The organism is Amycolatopsis sp. WGS_07, assembly GCF_045278895.1.
GTDB lineage: Bacteria > Actinomycetota > Actinomycetes > Mycobacteriales > Pseudonocardiaceae > Amycolatopsis.
Genome location: NZ_CP136053.1, coordinates 1,577,930 through 1,594,750, shown reverse-complemented (window position 1 = coordinate 1,594,750; position 16,821 = coordinate 1,577,930). Strand labels below are relative to the sequence as shown.

Genomic DNA, 16,821 nt, shown 5'->3' with positions numbered 1-16,821 from the left:
ATGTTTCCCCCGCGCACCCGCCCTAGCCTCAGAAGCATGATCCCGGCAATCGCCCTGTTCTTCCTCTCCCCTCTGGTGGGCGAGTACCTGCTGGGCAACACGCCGGTGACCGACGTCGGCTCGCTCTTCCTGTTCGCGCCCATGTACGGCGGCGGCGCGCTGCTGATCCGCGAGGTCGCGCGGCGCACCGGGCGCGGCTGGGCCGCGATCGTCCCCTTCGCGGCGGCGTACGCGCTGCTGGAGGAAGGGCCGATCGACATGATGCTGTGGAATCCGACTTACGGCGGGTTCGACATCGCGGCGGCGTACTCCGAAACGTACGTCCCGGCGTTGGGCACGAGCGTTCAGATGCTTCAGGACGTGCTGACCATGCACACGATCTGGAGCATCTGCGTGCCGATCGCCATCGTGGAGGCCTTCTGCCGGAACCGTACCGAGCCGTGGCTGGGCAAGGTCGGGCTGGCGGTGGTCGCGGTGGTGTTCGTGGCCGGGTCGGCGGCGTTGTGTGCGATGCAGATCTCCTCGACTGGGTTCGTCGCCTCGGCGGCTCAGCTGAGGTGGTCGGCGGCGGCCATCGCCGGGTTGGTGCTGCTGGGGTTCTGGCTGGGCAGGAGGTCGTCGCCGCATCGGGACGGCGTCGCTCCCGCACCCGCGGTCGTGGGGGTCGCGGCGTTCGGGGCGACGAGTCTGGTGTGGTGCCGGGAATTCCTGCCGGACGGAGTCCCGCAGGCGGCGGTGTCGGTCGCCTGGTGCGTGCTGGTCGCGGCGGCGGTCTTGCTGGTCAGCCGGTGGTGCCGGTCGGCTGGCTGGGGCGCGTCGCACCGGCTCGCGCTCGCGGCGGGTGCGTTGGCGACTTACGTCTGGGTCGGCTGGCAGCATGCGCGGGACATGGACATTCCGCGTACGACAGCGCTGCTCGGCAACGTCGGGTTCGCGGTCGCGGTGGCGGCGTTGCTGCTGGCGGCGTTCCGGCGAAGCTCAGCGCACGGAATCCAGCGCGGCGGTCACGAATGACGCCACCTGCGGCCGCCGGTCCTGCTCGTTCCAGGCGAGTACCAGCTGGCTGGGCGGAGCGTCCGCGATCGGCACGCAGAGCACCCCCGGCGGGACCGGGTCGACCAGCGACCTCGGGAGCACGCCGACCATCCGGCCCAGCGAGACGAGGTGCAGCAGCTGGACCACGTCGGCGACCTCGGGACCGGAGCCCTCGACGCCGGGAACTCCCTTCCACGACGGCAGGGTTTCCCCGGCCAGCTCGGACAGCCGGACGGACTCGCGCTGGGCCAGCCGGTGCGTGCCGGGGAGGATGGCCACCCGGTCCTCGTCGTGCAGCGGCTCGTGGGCGAGGCCGGTCAGATCGTCGAACGGGACGAACAGCAGGCCGACGTCGGCGCGTCCGCTGAGCAGGAAATCGTTGCGGTCGGCGGGGCCGCTGAACAGGACGTCGACCTGGTGGGCGTCTGGATGGCGGGAGTACTCGGCGAGGATTCCGGACAGCAGCCCGGCGTCGCCGCCGGGCTTCAGCACCAGGCGCAGGTGGCTCTCGCCGGCGCGGCGGGCGCTGCGGGCGGCGGCGCTGACCGCGTTGAGCGCGTGCCGTCCGTGTTCCTGCAGCGCCTCGCCCGCGGCGGTCAGCTCGACGTGCCTGCTGGAGCGGGCGAACAACGGCACGCCGAGCCGCGTTTCGATCCGCTGGATCGCCTTCGACAACGCCGGCTGCGCGATCGACAGCCGCACGGCGGCCCGGCCGAAGTGCAGCTCGCTGGCGACCGCCAGGAAGTACTCGAGTTCGCGGGTCTCTAGCTCAGCCATGCCTCCAGGTTATCGTTGAATAGCGAATCGGTCTTGGACGATCGGCGCTCGGCCGAGCAAAACTTGAAGCATGATCACGCATACGATGATTGTTTCGTTTGACCAGCCGGTGCCCGACGCGGAGCTGGATCAGTACCTCGGAGATATCAAAGAAGCCATGCTGGCGACCGGGTTCGCCGAGTCGGTGGAGACCCGCAAGCACCTGCCGATCCCCGGCGAGGACGCCATCCCGGCGCTCATTGCGACGGCGATCGTGCAGGTCACTCTCGCCGATCTGGACGCGCTGGCGAAGAGTTTCACCGCGCCCGAACTGCACGAGGTGATCGAACGGTGGCAGGCGCGGCATTCGTACCGGGTGGCCTGGGCCAACCACGAGTCGCTGTCGTGAGCGGGCGGCGCGGGCTCGTCACCGGGGCGGGCAGCGGGATCGGCCGGGCGGCGGCGCTCGAGTTCGCCCGGGGCGGGGCGGCGGTGGCCGTGCTGGACATCGACGAGACCGCGGCGGCGGAGACCGTCGAACTGATCAAAAAGGACGGTGGCGAGGCGCTGGCCGTCCGGGTGGACATCGGCGACGAAAGCTCGGTGCGCGCCGGGATCGAGCGGACGGTCGAGGCGTACGGCGGGCTCGACTTCGCGGTGAACAACGCCGGGTTGTCGTCCCGTCAGCGGATAGACCAGTTGGCCCTCGCCGATTTCGAGCGGGTGGTGCGGGTGAACCTGTCGGGCACCTTCCTGTGCATGAAGTACGAACTGCCGCACCTCAAGGGCGGTGCGATCGTGAACGTCGCGTCCAACGGCGGGCTGTACGCGATCCCGAACGCGCCCGCGTATGTCGCCGCGAAGCACGGAATCGTCGGGCTGACGAAGGTCGCCGCGGTCGACTACGCGGCGGACGGCATCCGCGTCAACGCGGTGTGCCCGGGGCCGACGCGGACGCCGGGGTTCGACAAGTGGGCTGACGACCCCGACATGATCGCCCGGCAGGAGGCGATCACTCCGCTCGGCCGGCTCGCCACGCCGGAGGAGGCCGCGGCGGCCGTGGTCTGGCTTTGTTCGGACGCCGCGTCGTTCATCACCGGGACCACGTTGTCGGTCGACGGCGGACGGCGGGCGTAATTCCTACCGGGACATCTCCCCGGCCAGCAGCCGGGCGGTCTCGGCCGGGGATTCGACGTGGAAGTGGTGGCTGCCGAGGTCGACCAGTTCGATCCGGATCCGCTCGCCGTAGCGGTCGATGGCTTCCTGAGTGATGATCGACCGCACGGCGAACACCACGACTGGCTGGGCGACTTCGCGCAGCGCCGCGTCCATGTCCCAGCGCACTAGGCCTTCGAGAGCGCGCAGGCCCGCTGGTTGGCGTACCGCGCTCATCTTCTTGGTGTAGGTGTCCACTAAGGACGGATCGGTACCCTCGGGTGAGCCGCCCTCGACCATGCCGCGCATCGCGCCGGCGAAGTCCTCGCGGAACGGTTGCAGCAAGGCTTCGATGTCAGCCTCGCTTTGCGCGGGGAACAAGCCGAGGTAGTGCAACGCATCGATCGCGATCACCTGGGTGACCGTGCCGGGCAGCAGCCGGGCCGTTTCGACGGCGACTGCTCCGCCGAGTGAATGCCCAGCCACCACAGTGGAATCGACCGACTCGGCGGCGAGTACGGCGGACACGTCGCGGGCGAATTCCTCCATCGTCCAAGTGTCGCGAGTGGACCGTGAGTCGCCGTGCTCGGCGAGATCGACGGCCAGCACGCGGAGGTCTTCGGGAAAATGACTGATGATGTTGTCGAAGTCTGCGCGGTCACAGCCCCAGCCGTGGACGAGCGTCAGCACCGGCCCGTCGGCGGGACCGGTTGCGGTGTAATGGATTGTCGTACCGTCCGGGCGACGGACCTGGCGGTTGTCCATTGTGGAGTCCTTCTCGGTCAGAACGCGCGGTGGTAGCGGACGGGCCAGGCGTCCTTGGACTGGTTTCGCAACGCTAGGTACGGATCGCGCAGCAGTGAGCGTCCCATGAGGACGGCGTCCGCCTTGCCCTCGCGGATGATCCGGCCCGCCGACGCCAGATCGCTGATCTGCCCGACCGGCGCGACAGCCAGCCCGGACGCTTCCTTGAGCGCGGCCGCGAAGTCGACGTTCACGCCTTCCCGATTCGGCGGCCGCGCACCTCGATCGCGCACGAGGACGCCGGAGGTGACGTCGAGGAGGTCGATGCCGATAGCCGCCAGCTCCTTGGCGAACTCCGCGGCGTCGTCGAGCGCGATGCTGCCCTCGACCCAGTCGGTGGCGGTGATGCGGACGAACACCGGCTTGTCCTGGGGGAATGCGTCCCGGACGGCGCGGGCCACGCGGAGCGGGAAGCGCATCCGGTTCTGTGCGCTCCCGCCGTACTGGTCGGTGCGCTGGTTGGCCAGCGGCGACAGGAACTGGTGCAGCAGATATCCGTGCGAGGCATGGATTTCGACGGCCTGGTAACCGGCTAGCTCGGACATCCGGGTCGCGTGCGCGAACGCGTCGACCACGTCGTCCAGGTCGGCCTCGGTGGCCTCCCGGGGCATCGCCAGATTGCCGAACGGGATCGCCGACGGCGCGATCAGTTCCCAGCCGCCGTCGGCGACCGGCACCGGTCCGTTCTGCCCGTCGCCGACCCACGGGACCTGGTGCGATCCCTTGCGGCCCACGGCGTTCAGCTGAATCGCCGGCACCGCGCCGTGGCCGGAGACGAACGACGTCAGTTTCCGGTGTGCGAGCGCCTGCTCCTCGTTCCAGATCCCGAGGTCGGCCGCCGTGCACCGGTTCCGCGGGCTGATCGCGGTGGCCTCGACCATGACCATTCCGACGCCGCCGAGCGCGCGCGGGCCGTAGTGCGCGAGATGCCAGTCGGTCGGCAGGCCGTCCGGCCCGGCGGCGTACTGGGCCATCGGGGACATCCAGACGCGGTTGCGAAAGGTGACGTCGCGCAAGCGGAGCGGGGTCGTCTCCGGGAACTCCGAACTGAACTCACTCATGCCCCAGTACGGTACGCCGTTTCGCAATGCGGTACAACGTGGTCAGCTGGTGGCGAGCAGTCCGCTGATCTCGGCCGCGGCGGCCACGACCAGCGGCGCGAAGGTTTTTCCTGCGCGCGGGTGTAGCGCGTGTCCGGAACGGCGAGTGTGATTGCCGCCACCGGACGTCCGGCCGGGTTCGTGATGGCCGCGCCGATGGACGACACCTGCGGGCGGTACCACGACGAGGACCCGTTGAGCGCGTATCCGCGCTTCGCGGTCTGGGCGATGTCCCGGCGGAGCGCGGCGAAGTCCGGCGGCTGGGCGAACTCGGGAAGCCCGTGGGTGAACAGCTCGTCGACCTCGGATTCGTCGAGCAGGGCCATGATCGCCGTGCCGCCGGAGGTGGCGAGCAGCGGCACCCGGGTGCCGACGTCGAGCACGACCCGCACCACCTGGTCGGTGTCCTGGCACGCGACGACGACCAGGCTGTCCCCGTCGCGCGTGGCCAGCATGACCGTCTCGTTCGTCTCGGCGGCGAGCCGCTTGACGACGGGCTCGGCGACCTCCTTGAGGTCCACCTCCCCGGCTCCGCGCAGGCCAAGCGACAACGCCTTCGTGGTGACGCCCCAGCGTGCGCGTTCGGCGTCCACGACCTTCAGCCAGCCCGCCTGCTGGAGCGTGATCAGGCCGCGCTGCACGGTGCTTTTCGGGATGTCCGTGCACCGGGACAGCTCCGAGACGCCGACCGGCTGGCGCTGGGCGACCTCCTCGAAGACCCGCAACGTGCTGAGCACGCTGTTCATCGACCGGACGCTGCTGGCCGGCTTGCCAGTCTCTTCCTCCTGCATAAAGCCTGGATCGTACCAGTTTTGCGATGGTTGTTCCTCATCGTGGCACAGCGATAGGATGGGTGCGTGTCGCTTGGGGAGGAAGCATGACCGAACCGTGGCAGTGGAGTGAGCGAACCTGGCGGGACCACGTCGCACGCGTGCGGGCTGGGCGGCCGTTGCGGCCGGAAACCTGGCCGGGCGGGGCGAAGGTGGCCGTGGCATTGTCGTTCGACTCGGACCACGAGACGATCGCGTTGCGCGACGGCCACGTGCTGCCGGGCAAGCTGTCGCAGGGGAGTACGGCTCGCGGGTCGGCGTGCCGCGCATCCTGAAGCTGCTTGACCGGTTCGGGGCACCGTCGACCTTCTTCGTTCCCGCGGTGTCAGCGTTGCTGCACGACGGCGAGGCTCAGTCCTATGTGGACGCTGGACACGAGATCGCGTTGCACGGCTGGATCCACGAAAGCAATGCGCAACTGCCGCCCTCGGCGGAACGCGACCTCACCTTCCGGGCCGCGGACACGGTGGAACGGCTCACCGGTACGCGTCCGGTCGGCATCCGCACTCCCTCCTGGGACTTTTCCGAAAGCACTCTCTCGATCATCCGAGAGCTGGGCCTGGCCTACGACTCGTCGCTCATGGCGGACAACGATTGTTACGAGATCCTCGCCGACGGTGAACCGACCGGCATTGTCGAGTTGCCGGTCGAATGGATCCGCGACGACGCTACTTACTTCACCATGGATCGCTACAGCGCGCAGCGACCGTACACTTCGCCGAGGGAAGTGCTGTCGATCTGGCGCGACGAGTTCGACCTCGCGTTGGCCGAGGGCGGGCTCTTTCAGCTCACCATGCACCCGCACATCATCGGACATCGCTCCCGTATCGCCATTCTCACGGAACTGCTGGAGCACATCGCGTCGCACGACGGGGTCTGGTTTGCCACGCACGCTCAGGTCGTCGATCACGTGTCATCGTCGCCAGTGGATTCCGGCCACGATAAGGGCGACCAGTGCGGCTAACGCTCCAGAAAGGACAAACGTCGTCCCCATGCCGACGGCGTCGATCACCGGCTGCGCGATCAGCGGCGACGAGAATTGTCCGAGGAACAACGCGGAGGTCAGCAATCCCAGCGACCGGGTACGCGCGCCGGGCGTCGCGGTCGAAACCAGCCAGCCGTTGATGGTCGGATTCTGCAGCCCCACGCCAAGTCCGACCACGACCATGCCCAGCGCGGCAGTCCACAATGCACCGGCGGTGCCCAGCACGACCAGCCCGATCGCGAACGCGGAGAACATCGCGACGGCCAGCGTTGGGAAGGCCCAGCGGGCGCGCAAGCGACGGAAGTTCAAGCCCACCAAGGTCATCACCAGATTGACCGCGGCGATCAGGGCTCCGGAGACAGCGGGTCCGGCGCCGCCGACTTCGGCCAGCCAGAACGGAGCCTGCGTCGGAACGGTGTAGAAGACCACGACTCCGATGAAAATCAACGCGTACAACCCGAGCAATCGCGGCTGCCACGGCGACGCGGACGTGGTGTCCGTCGGATCAGCGGGCTGGACGGGTGCGTCCGGCACGAATCGCAGCACGAGCACCAGCATCGGCACCGCCAGCAGGTAGATGGCGAACGGTCCTCGCCAGTCCGCCGCGGCCAGCAGCCCGCCGAGCAGCAGGGCGACCACGCCGCCGAAACCCATTGCCGCGCCTTGCAATCCGAGCACCCGGCCGTGCTCGTCGGGGTGATGATGATCGGCGATCAACGCGGTCGAGGTGGTCATGATGCCCGCGATGCCGATCCCGAGCACGGCCCGGCCGACGAGCAGTGCGGGAAGGGAATCCAGCACCAGGCCGGATCCGCCGCCGATCGTGTAGAGAGCAAGGCAGGCGACCAGCACCGGCACGCGTCCGGTCCGGCCGCTCAATCTGGCGACCAACGGCGCGGACACCATGATCGCCAGCCCGGGCAACGTGAGTACCAGCCGGACGAGCAGCTCCGCGTGCGGTTGACCGGCGAAGTGCTGCTGCATGCCGGGCAACGCGGGGGTGATGGTGGCGCTGGCCATGATCGTCATGGTGCTGACGCCGAGCAGAGTCGCCAGCAAGGACTTCGGTGGGCGCCGTGTCCCGGCGTCGATGGTTTCGGTCACGACGCCGAAAGTAAGACTTAAACCTAACTTGAAGTCAATGCCGCGATCGCGTGCTGGAGGTGCCCAGCGGTGGGGATCGAGTCCGGCGCGGCGAGCCAGATCAGCGAAGCGCCGTTGATCACGGTGTTGTACAGCTGCGCCAGTCCGTCCAGTTCGGCTGGCGACAGTCGCGGGTGGACAGTGCCGAGGATCGCCGCGAGCGCTTCGGTGCTTTGCCGCAGTGCCGGTGCCATCGTCGCTTCCGGAGTGCCGGTGCGGACGAGGCGGGTGAGGTGTTCCAGCGACGTCAGCAGGTGGGTGCGCACGGAGGCGAACCCCTCCGGCAAGCGTCCGCAGAACTCGGCGAAGGTCTTGCCGGGGTCGGCTCCGGCCGGAGTCGCGCGGAGCGTTTCGTCGATCCAGGAACCCAATGCCTCGCCGATGGCTTCGGTGGCGGCTTGGGCGAGCAGCGCGTCTTTCGTGCCGAAGTGGTAGCCGATCGCGGCCAGGCTGACGCCGGCTTCGGAGGCGATGTCGCGTGCGGTCGTGCTCAGTCCGCGTTCGAGCAAACACGCGCGAGCGGCACGCAGCAGATCCTCTCGGTTGCCCACGGCGCACACCTTACCCGGCCGGATCAGACGATGTTTTGCACAACGTCTTGCACAATGTACTAATCGGGGGCTACCGTCTGACCAGTGACGACTCCACGGATCGTGATCAGCGGCGGCGGGATCGCCGGCACCGCGTTGGGGGTGGCGCTGGGCCGGCGCGGCATCGCGGCCACCGTGCTGGAACGGGCGGCGGGCCCGCGGATCGGCGGCCACACGGTGGATCTGCGCGGGCACAGCCAGCAGGTGCTGCGCGAATGGGGGCTGCTCGACGACGTGCTCGCGTTGCGGGTGGCCGAGGAACGGATGGTCGCGGTCGGCCGGGACGGGCGCGAGCTGTGGCGGATGCCGGCGCAGGTCGGTGGGATCGTGGCCGACGTCGAAATCGGCCGCGAGGACTTGAACGCGGTGCTGGCGAAAGCGTCCACTGCGGACGTCCACTATGGAGAATTCCTAGTGGAAGCCGCTGGACCGCGGGTGAAGACCAGCCGCGGTCGGCAGCTCGATGCGGATCTCGTGGTGCTTGCCGAGGGGACGCGTTCGGCGTCGCGGGCGAGGTTGTTCCCCGCGGCGAAGGAGCATTACCTGGGTGGCTATCTCGCCTTCGTCGCTGTGCCATACCCGCGCGAATTCGGCTCGGACATGCGGATGTTCGCCGTGGGCGGCGGCGTGATGGTCGCCATTCGGCCCGGTCGCGTCGGCGGGCAAGCGTTGATCGCGGTCCGGGCGCCTCGCCGCGAAGAACTCGCGAGAGAGGTTGCCGCACAACGGGAATTCATTGTGGACAGTATTGAACGAGCCGGAATCGCGTGTGATTGGCACCTGCCGTCCGTACTTGACGCGGTCGCGCACGATCCGGGTTTCTATTGCGACGAGATGGTAAAAGTCACTGTCCCGTCGTGGTCGGCCGAGCGGACGGTACTGCTCGGCGACTCGGCATGGGCGGGCTCACCGCTGACCGGGCTCGGCACCGCGATGGCGATCATGGGCGCGGAAGCGTTAGCCGCCGCGATCGCGACGGGCGACCTCCGCAGTTACGAAACCCGCATGCGCCAGTTCGTCCACTGGGGACACCGGGACGCGACCCCAGCGACGCTCAAACGGTGGGCTCCCGACACCGCCCGTCAGGTCCGGATGAACGCGATGGCGATGCGGATGTTCACGCGCACCCCCTTGCGCCGCTTGCTCGCCAGGGCGGACAACCTGCCGCCTTGGTATGCCTAGCCCTACCTCGGAGACTACGGGCAAACCGATCGAGGCCCGTCCAAGCGCTGGCTAATCTGGATCACGTGGCTACCGTCTCTCCGACCGCGAAACCGCGCACCGTGCTGGATGCCTTGGCGCATCGGACGTTCCTGATTTCCTCCTGGCCGTGGCGAGCCTTGCTCTACGGGCTGAGTACCGGCCCGATGACGCTGTTGTTCGGGCTCCCGTTCGGGTTCTGCCTCCTGCCGCTCGCGCTGCTGGTGAGCCGCGTCGTGCACGGGCAGACGACCAACCTCGGGCTCGTCGCGGTGGCCTCGGTCTTCGGGATGCTGCTGTTCCTGAGCGCGGGTCCGGCGTGGGCGGCGGTGGTGGCCGGCGTCGAACGCCAGCGGCTGCGCATGGTCGACCTCAACCCGGTGACTGTCCCCAGTGGACCGCCGAGTGAAGCGGGCTGGTGGCCCCGGCTGCGGGCGCGGTACGCCGAACCGGCGTCGTGGCGCGAACTCGGCTACGCGGTTTTGCTGTGCACCGCGATTCCCGCGCTGTACGCAGTGGCCGGCATGGTCGCGTTCTTCGCCGCGGTCCTGGTGATCAGTCCGTTGCTCGTCAGCGCGAACGACACGATTTCCGTTGGCTTCGCCGAGGTTTCCACTCCGCAAGGGGCGGTGCCGTTCGCGCTGGGCGGGGTGCTGTTGCTCGTTCTGTCCGGCTATCTGCTGGCCGGATTCGCCGGTCTGCACGCGATGCTGGCGCGTTCGCTGCTCACCGACGGCGCTGCGGAAAAGCTCCGCGGCGAGCTGACCGAGGTGGCGCAATCCCGCACGCGGCTGCTGTCGGCGTTCGACGCGGAACGCAAGCGCATCGAACGTGACCTGCACGACGGCGCGCAGCAACGGCTGGTCGGGTTGAGCCTGCAGCTCGGGCTCGCGAAGGTCGACCTGCCGCCGGATTCGGCGGCGGCGAAGGCGGTGTCGGATGCACACGACCAGGCCAAGAAGCTGATGATCGAATTGCGTGAGCTGATCAACGGAATCCACCCGCGCGCACTCGCCGAACTCGGCCTGCCCGCCGCGCTGGAGGAACTCGCCGACGGCTGCGCGGTACCGGTCACCGTCGATGTGGCGGTGCCCGCGCGGCTGCCGGAGTCAGTGGAATCCACCGCCTACTTCGTGGTGGCCGAGGCGTTGACGAACGTCGCGAAGCATTCCGCGGCCAGCTGCGCCTCGGTGAGCGCCCGGCTCGCCGGTCGCCTGCTTACGGTTGAGGTGTGGGACAACGGGGCCGGCGGCGCGGACCCGGCGCGCGGCACCGGGATCACCGGGTTGAGCGACCGGATCGCCGTGCTGGGCGGCCGGATGTGGGTGCGTAGTCCGGTAGGCGGGCCGACCGTCGTACGAGTGGAGTTGCCGTGCTGATGGGAGAGCCGATGCGGGTCGTCCTCGCCGAAGACGAGGTGCTGCTGCGCGAGGGATTGTGCGGTTTGCTGGAGCGGTTCGGCTTCGAGGTCGTCGCCGCGGTCGGCGATGCCGAGGGCTTGCACGCGGCCGTGCGGGAGCACGATCCGGACCTGGTCCTCACCGACATCCGGATGCCGCCGGGACATTCGGACGAGGGCCTGCGCGCGGCGGTCGAGCTGCGGCGCACCCGGCCGGAGCTGGCCGTGGTGGTGCTGAGCCAGTACGTCGAACACCACCACGCGGCCGAACTGCTCGACTCCGCGGAGGGACGCGGGGTCGGCTACCTGCTGAAGGACCGAGTGGTCGACGTCGAGGAGTTCGTCGGGACACTGCGCCAGGTCGTCGACGGCGGAACGGCGGTGGATCCGCAGGTGGTGCGCCAGTTGCTGCGCCGCCGAGCCGACCCGCTGGCCCGGCTGTCCGCGCGGGAGCGGGAGGTCCTGTCGCTGATCGCCGAGGGCCATTCCAACGCATCGATCGCCCGGCGGCTGGTGGTGTCCGACGCCGCGGTGGGCAAGCACGTCGGGAGCATCCTGGCGAAACTCGACCTGCCGCCGACCGACGACGGGAACCGCCGGGTGCTGGCGGTACTGGCGTTTCTCCGCGGCGGCGGCTGACGCGGGGCCGCTTGCCCGCGCCGGTACCTAGTGTTACTTTGTACCGGTACTTGGTGTTACTGAGTACCGATGCGGGGAGAGCGGGCAATGAACTTCTGGGAGACCATCACCGGCAGCGATCTCAGCAGGGAGTGGAAGGCGTTTGAAGTACGCGCCGAGGCGTTGCCAGCCGAATACCGGGCAGCGTGGGAGACGGTCAAGGCGAACCTTTCGCTTTACGGGGATTTCTCCGGCCGCAACCTGACGCCGATCGTCGACGGCGCGCTGGGGCTGCTCGAAGAGGCGGCGTCCGATGGGCAGGACATCCACGACGTGCTGGGCGACGACATCCCGGGCTTCTGCGCGGCACTGGCCGGCGGCGAAGGATCCCGGAACTTCCGCGACCGATGGCGTCAGCAGCTGAACCGGAACGTCGCGTGCAAATTGAGCCGGCTGGGAGGCTGACATGGGCATCCGGGACATCATCGAGGGCAAGAAGCAATGGCGGGCGCATCTGGCCCGGGTCAAGGCGCTCCCGCGCGACTATCAGATCGTCTACCACGAGATTCAGCGGTACTTCTTCAAGGTCGGTCCGATCGGGCTGACCGACGGGCCGCTGCTTTCGGAGCTGGTCGATTTCTTCGCGGAAGGCGCGGCGGCGGGAAAGGGAGTGCTGCAGCTCATCGGCGACGACGTCGCGGCGTTCTGCGACGACCTGATCAAGGACATGCCTACCTACGCGGACCGCTATCAGGAATCCCTCAGCGGGAAGTCCGGCTGAGTTTGCCGCGCGCCCGGTCCTGGCCTGTGCTGGGCCAGGACCGGGCTCAGCGCTTAACGGGCGGCGTTCACCACCGCGGTCAAGCTGGCCGCGAGTACCGAACGATCCCGGCCAGCTGTCCACTGTGTACCGCTGTCGGTGCGATATTCCAGCAGTGTCAACGCTTCGCTGTCGTTGCCGGAGCCAATGCTCGTCTGATGCAGGGCCACGATGTCGACCTTGCGTCCCTGCTCGCCGAGCGCCGCGGCGAGCGCTTCGACCGGTCCGGTTCCGGCGTGCGTGCTGGTGTGCTCGACTCCGTCGACGCGCAGGGTGATGCTGGTGTGTTCGTCGGCGGAGTTTTCGAAGCGGCACAACGTGATTGCCGGGTTCGGCTGGAGGTAGGCAGTCTCGAAGAGCCGCCACAGTTCGGCAGCGGTCACCTCATGTCCGGAGTTGTCGGTGTGGTCCTGGACGCGCCGTGCGAAGTCGATCTGCAGCCGGCGCGGCAGGGTGATGCCGTACTCGCTTTCCAGCAGGTAGGCGATTCCGCCCTTGCCCGACTGTGAGTTCACGCGGATCACGGCGGCGTAGTCGCGACCGAGATCGGCCGGGTCGATCGGCAGGTACGGCACGCGCCAGTCGAGTTCGCTGGCGGGCACCCCGGTTTCCGCGGCGCGCGCGTGATGTTCGGCGAAGCCCTTCTTGATCGCGTCCTGATGGGTGCCGCTGAACGCGGTGTGCACGAGATCGCCGACGTACGGATGCCGCGCGTGCACCTCGATCCGGTTGCAGTACTCGACGGTGCGGCGGATCTCGTCGATGTCGGAGAAGTCGATCATCGGGTCGACGCCTTGGGCGTGCAGGTTCAGTGCCAATGTCGCCAGGTCGACATTGCCGGTGCGTTCGCCGTTGCCGAAAATGCAGCCCTCGACGCGTTGCGCCCCGGCCAGTACGGCGAGTTCGGCGCACGCGACGCCGGTGCCGCGGTCGTTGTGCGGGTGCACGGACAGGATCACCGAATCACGCCGCGCGAGGTTGCGGTGCATGTACTCGATCTGGTCGGCGTACACATTGGGCGTCGCGATCTCGACGGTCGCCGGCAGGTTCAGGATCACCGGACGGTCCGGGCTCGCCTGCCAGGTCTCGGTGACCGCGTCGCACACCTCCAGCACGTAGTCGGGTTCGGTGAGGTTGAAGACCTCGGGGAGAACTCGAAGCGCACGTTCGACAGGTCGCCGGCCGCGCGCAGCACGTCGCGGGCGCCGTCGAGGATCAGTTCTTTCAGCGACGCCTGGTCGTGGCCGAGGACTACCGAACGCCAGGTCGGCGCGGTGGCGGTGTACAGGTGGATCACGACGTCGTTGCGGATGCCGCGAATGGACTCCACGGTGCGCTCGATCAGGTCGCGCCGCGCCGGGGTGAACACGACGATGGTGACGTCGTCCGGGGCCAGGCCGGTGTCCGCGAGCAGCCGGACGAAGTCGTAGTCGGTCTGCGAGGCGGACGGGTAGCCGACCTCGATTTCCTTGTACCCCATGGCGATCATCAGCTCGAAGAACCGGCGTTTGCGCGCCGGGTCCATCGGCTCGGCCAGCGCCTGGTTGCCGTCGCGCAGGTCGACCGGCACCCAGAGCGGGGCGTGGGTGATCCGGTTGCCCGGCCAGGCCCGGCCGGTGTTGGGGACGTCGACGCGCTGGTAGACGTCGCGGTAGCGATGCGAGGGCATGCGCGAGGCGCGCTGCCGGTTCCACACGGTGGTCATCTGCGGGTCCTTCTCGGGGGTCGTCAGCCGACCGGCACACGTGCTCGCCCCACGGCGGGGGGCCGGTCCGGTCAGGCCCCGCCGTGGCGGCGAAGGAGAAGGAAGCGCGTGAACATCGAGGCGGAGCGTAGCACAACTCCTCAGACAAGTAGCGGTGTTGGATGGCTTGGCCGCGCCGGGCCGCGCGAGCGCTTAGGATTGGCCCGTGGAGCTGGAATTCGTGCGGACCTTCGTCGCCGTCGTGGACGGAGGGCAGTTCCAGGAAGCGGCCGCCGAGCTGGGGATCACCCAGCAAGCGGTGTCGAAGCGAGTCGGGGCGCTGGAGCGCGACCTAGGCGTGCGGCTGTTCACCCGCACCGCGCGCGGGGCCCGGTTGAGCAGCGATGGCGAGGCGTTTCTGCCCCACGCGCGTGCGCTGCTCGACGCGGAGAAGCAGGCGCTCGCGTCGGTGCGCCCGGAGAAACGCCCGCTGCGCGTCGACGTGCTGAACCGGCGGACCAAATCGGCGCAGCTGGCGCTGAGCTTCCACCGGGCGTTCCCGGAGGTGGAGCTGGAGGTCGTGACCTCCGGTGCCGAGCTGACCTTCGATGCCGCCGTCGCTGCGGTCGCCGCCGGTACGGTCGACGCGGCCTTCCGCGGAGTGCCGAAGCGTCCTTTGTCCGGCGGCGTGGCGAGCGGCGTGGTGGACTACGACGCCCACGAACTGCTCGTCGGCCCGCGACACCCGTTCGCCGACCTGCCGTCGGTGCCGATCACGAAGCTGGTCGGCCACCGGATCTGGATGCCAGGCCTGTCGGCGAGCACGGAATGGGGCGCGTACTACGCGGAGCTGTCCGAGGCGTTCGACCTGACCATCGACGTCACCGGCCCGGTCTTCGGCAACGAAACGATGCTGGACGAGCTGGCGACGTCCCCGGACCTGTCCACCTTCGTGGGCGCCGGTTCCCGCTACTTCTGGCCGGACGAATACGACCTCCGCCGAATCCTGGTGGTCGACCCGACTCCGGTCTACCCGATGTCCCTGCTGTGGCGGCGGGAGTCCGCGCACCCGGAGGTGCGGAAACTGCGCGATTACCTGGTGACCGGCCAGGAACCGGGGGACGGGGTGTGGCTTCCTGGCTGGGAGTAGCTGGTCAGAGCGGGTGTTCGTACCAGACGTTCGGCTCGACGTACACGCCCAGATCCTGCTCCGTCGACGCGAGCACCGGCGCGATTCCGCCTGGCACGACGGTATGTCCGTCGCCGAGCCGGATGCCGGTCCACCGCTCCCACTGTGCGAGCGTGCCGGTGACGGTCATCGCGAACGGCGCGATCTTCCGGAACTCCGCGCCAAGTCGCTCGTGACTGCGCAGCCACGGATCGGTGCCCCGGTCGTAGTAGTCCACAATGGACTCCAGCGATGGCTTGCCGGTCGGCCGCACCGGCACGACCAGCCGGGAAAGCCCGGCCCGGCGCGCTCGGTCTTTCAGCTCTTCGAGCGCTTGGGCGGCAATTCCTCGTCCGCGCTCGGTTTCCGCGACGTAGACCTCCAGCGCGACGAGCGTAGTGGGTTCCCGGCCGTCGAGGAGGTCTTCCGCCGCCCAGACGAGGGCGCCGTCCCACCCGTGGTCGGGCAGTTCGGGGCGCTCGGGCGTGGGGAAGGCGACGGGAATCGCCGCCGCTCGGGCGATCGGCACGTCGTCGCGGAGAAGGACCAGGAAGAACTCGGCCCAGTGCGCGGCGAGCCGGCTTGAGCTGGCCAGCCCCGCGGTGAGGCCCTGGCCGAGAAACTCCCCGCCGACGAACCCCAGCTGAAGCGCCGGAACGCGCAGCTCAGGCCGAGCAGCGAGATCCTCGATGCGAATCATGCGGTCTCCGCAGCGTCCGTCCGGGAAAGAACCTCACCGCACCGGAAGCGCTGACCTCCGCCGCCCCAGTGCCGCCGGGTCGAGGTTCGCCCGGGTTCCGGCCCGGTGCCCCTCCCGATATCCCGACCCCGACAACCGGCGTGGCGCGGCCGAGCGAAGATCTCCATACTCGCGGTCGAAAGCCTGCTGCACCAACGCCGTCCGGTCTCGCACCACCAGCTCCGCCGACTTCCCGCCGGCGACATCCGAGTACGTCCGCGCGGCGTTCTCCTCCGCCAGCGTCAGCCGCTCGTGCACCGCGCGCGCGAAACCGTGCAGCCACGTGCGCCGGTACGCCGCCAGCGATTCACGGAACACTCGTTCCTCCGGCCGCACCCGCGTGAGCTGCGTGCTCGCCTGCAGCAACAGGCTGGTGAACAGCAACTCGACCCGCGCGAGGTCGGTGCGGAAGCCGAAGACGGTGACCCCCTCGACCCCCTGCCCGACTCGGTGCAGCAAGGTCCGGCAGCGCAACGGATAGGCGATGCTGGTGAGCAGACTGGCTTTGTCGCGGCTGTACGGATTGGCGATCGGCAGCTTCAGCACCGTGATGTCGTCGCCGCTCTGGCCGGACGCGGCCAGCATCGCGTTGTCGATCCCGTGCCGCGCGATCAGCTGCGCCGCCTTGGTGTTGTACAGCTCGGCTTCGGCCGGCGTGACGGCCGGGTCCTCTGCCTTGGCCAGCAGCTTCCGCACGCGCTCCAGCAACGTGTCGTGGTCGGGCATGACCCCCTCTCCAGCAGGCGCGGCCCGTGCGGACCGGCATGGGGTGCACGGTAGGCGTGGGGTACGACA

At 68.8% G+C, this 16,821-nt stretch carries 19 protein-coding genes and 1 pseudogene; 11 read left to right on the top strand and 9 right to left on the bottom strand.

Annotated features, from left to right (window positions below; all coding sequences use genetic code 11):
* Positions 1-36 precede the first annotated feature (36 nt).
* The gene (locus tag RPX00_RS07315; protein WP_406638694.1) at positions 37-1,014 is read left to right on the top strand and encodes a hypothetical protein; all 978 of its coding nucleotides are present in this window, start codon (positions 37-39) and stop codon (positions 1,012-1,014) included.
* Here the strand turns inward: RPX00_RS07315 and RPX00_RS07310 are convergent.
* On the bottom strand, positions 979-1,812 hold the full coding sequence (locus RPX00_RS07310; protein WP_406638692.1) for a LysR family transcriptional regulator: 834 nt from the start codon (positions 1,810-1,812) through the stop codon (positions 979-981). The two genes, RPX00_RS07315 and RPX00_RS07310, sit on opposite strands and share 36 nt — an antisense overlap.
* Positions 1,813-1,882: 70 nt before the next feature.
* On the opposite strand from RPX00_RS07310, the gene RPX00_RS07305 reads away from it, so the two are divergent.
* Entirely contained in the window at positions 1,883-2,200 is a 318-nt protein-coding gene (locus RPX00_RS07305; RefSeq protein ID WP_406638690.1) for a hypothetical protein, read from the top strand.
* Positions 2,197-2,928: an SDR family NAD(P)-dependent oxidoreductase gene (locus tag RPX00_RS07300; RefSeq protein ID WP_406638689.1), complete on the top strand. Its 732-nt coding sequence runs from the start codon at positions 2,197-2,199 to the stop codon at positions 2,926-2,928. Before RPX00_RS07305 ends, RPX00_RS07300 begins: the two co-directional genes overlap by 4 nt.
* 3 nt (positions 2,929-2,931) lie before the next feature.
* Here RPX00_RS07300 and RPX00_RS07295 read toward each other — a convergent pair whose 3' ends face one another.
* Genes RPX00_RS07295 through RPX00_RS07285 form a run of 3 tightly spaced genes read right to left on the bottom strand, consistent with a single transcriptional unit; the run spans position 2,932 to position 5,596 of the window.
* On the bottom strand, positions 2,932-3,711 hold the full coding sequence (locus tag RPX00_RS07295; protein WP_406638687.1) for an alpha/beta fold hydrolase: 780 nt from the start codon (positions 3,709-3,711) through the stop codon (positions 2,932-2,934).
* Between the two features lie 17 nt (positions 3,712-3,728).
* On the bottom strand, positions 3,729-4,811 hold the full coding sequence (locus tag RPX00_RS07290) for an NADH:flavin oxidoreductase/NADH oxidase (protein ID WP_406638685.1): 1,083 nt from the start codon (positions 4,809-4,811) through the stop codon (positions 3,729-3,731).
* The gene (locus tag RPX00_RS07285) at positions 4,808-5,596 is read right to left on the bottom strand and encodes an IclR family transcriptional regulator (protein WP_406638683.1); all 789 of its coding nucleotides are present in this window, start codon (positions 5,594-5,596) and stop codon (positions 4,808-4,810) included. The genes RPX00_RS07290 and RPX00_RS07285 overlap by 4 nt, the downstream gene beginning before the upstream one ends.
* A gap of 131 nt (positions 5,597-5,727) precedes the next feature.
* Between RPX00_RS07285 and RPX00_RS07280 the strand changes: the two genes are divergently transcribed.
* Together RPX00_RS07280 and RPX00_RS07275 are read left to right on the top strand one after the other, a co-directional pair.
* The gene (locus tag RPX00_RS07280) at positions 5,728-5,955 is read left to right on the top strand and encodes a hypothetical protein (RefSeq protein ID WP_406638681.1); all 228 of its coding nucleotides are present in this window, start codon (positions 5,728-5,730) and stop codon (positions 5,953-5,955) included.
* On the top strand, positions 5,940-6,644 hold the full coding sequence (locus RPX00_RS07275; protein ID WP_406638679.1) for a polysaccharide deacetylase family protein: 705 nt from the start codon (positions 5,940-5,942) through the stop codon (positions 6,642-6,644). The genes RPX00_RS07280 and RPX00_RS07275 overlap by 16 nt, the downstream gene beginning before the upstream one ends.
* On the opposite strand, the gene RPX00_RS07270 is transcribed toward RPX00_RS07275, so the two are convergent.
* Both RPX00_RS07270 and RPX00_RS07265 read right to left on the bottom strand, forming a co-directional pair.
* The gene (locus tag RPX00_RS07270; RefSeq protein ID WP_406638677.1) at positions 6,594-7,769 is read right to left on the bottom strand and encodes an MFS transporter; all 1,176 of its coding nucleotides are present in this window, start codon (positions 7,767-7,769) and stop codon (positions 6,594-6,596) included. The genes RPX00_RS07275 and RPX00_RS07270 overlap by 51 nt on opposite strands.
* 23 nt (positions 7,770-7,792) lie before the next feature.
* Complete coding sequence (locus RPX00_RS07265) at positions 7,793-8,359, bottom strand: TetR/AcrR family transcriptional regulator (protein WP_406638675.1); 567 nt, start codon at positions 8,357-8,359, stop codon at positions 7,793-7,795.
* Positions 8,360-8,443: 84 nt separating this feature from the next.
* Here RPX00_RS07265 and RPX00_RS07260 point away from each other — a divergent pair, with 84 nt between their 5' ends.
* From RPX00_RS07260 to RPX00_RS07240, 5 genes are all read left to right on the top strand, one after another.
* Entirely contained in the window at positions 8,444-9,580 is a 1,137-nt protein-coding gene (locus tag RPX00_RS07260) for an FAD-dependent oxidoreductase (protein ID WP_406638673.1), read from the top strand.
* 65 nt (positions 9,581-9,645) lie between these two features.
* Entirely contained in the window at positions 9,646-10,977 is a 1,332-nt protein-coding gene (locus RPX00_RS07255; RefSeq protein WP_406638671.1) for a sensor histidine kinase, read from the top strand.
* Between the two features lie 11 nt (positions 10,978-10,988).
* Positions 10,989-11,636, top strand: coding sequence for a response regulator (locus RPX00_RS07250; RefSeq protein ID WP_406642813.1), 648 nt, complete (start codon positions 10,989-10,991; stop codon positions 11,634-11,636).
* A gap of 87 nt (positions 11,637-11,723) precedes the next feature.
* The gene (locus RPX00_RS07245) at positions 11,724-12,080 is read left to right on the top strand and encodes a DUF1048 domain-containing protein (protein ID WP_406638670.1); all 357 of its coding nucleotides are present in this window, start codon (positions 11,724-11,726) and stop codon (positions 12,078-12,080) included.
* Position 12,081: 1 nt separating this feature from the next.
* Positions 12,082-12,396, top strand: coding sequence for a DUF1048 domain-containing protein (locus RPX00_RS07240; RefSeq protein WP_406638668.1), 315 nt, complete (start codon positions 12,082-12,084; stop codon positions 12,394-12,396).
* Between the two features lie 53 nt (positions 12,397-12,449).
* Here the strand turns inward: RPX00_RS07240 and RPX00_RS07235 are convergent.
* Positions 12,450-13,960: pseudogene (locus tag RPX00_RS07235) on the bottom strand (2-isopropylmalate synthase).
* A gap of 385 nt (positions 13,961-14,345) precedes the next feature.
* Between RPX00_RS07235 and RPX00_RS07230 the strand changes: the two are divergent.
* On the top strand, positions 14,346-15,269 hold the full coding sequence (locus RPX00_RS07230) for a LysR family transcriptional regulator (protein WP_406638666.1): 924 nt from the start codon (positions 14,346-14,348) through the stop codon (positions 15,267-15,269).
* Between the two features lie 4 nt (positions 15,270-15,273).
* Here the strand turns inward: RPX00_RS07230 and RPX00_RS07225 are convergent, their stop codons facing one another.
* Positions 15,274-15,987 carry a GNAT family N-acetyltransferase gene (locus RPX00_RS07225; RefSeq protein ID WP_406638664.1) on the bottom strand — a complete coding sequence of 238 codons (714 nt, stop codon included), beginning with the start codon at positions 15,985-15,987 and terminating at the stop codon, positions 15,274-15,276.
* 33 nt (positions 15,988-16,020) lie between these two features.
* Positions 16,021-16,752 carry a DUF2786 domain-containing protein gene (locus RPX00_RS07220; protein ID WP_406638662.1) on the bottom strand — a complete coding sequence of 244 codons (732 nt, stop codon included), beginning with the start codon at positions 16,750-16,752 and terminating at the stop codon, positions 16,021-16,023.
* Positions 16,753-16,821 lie beyond the last annotated feature (69 nt).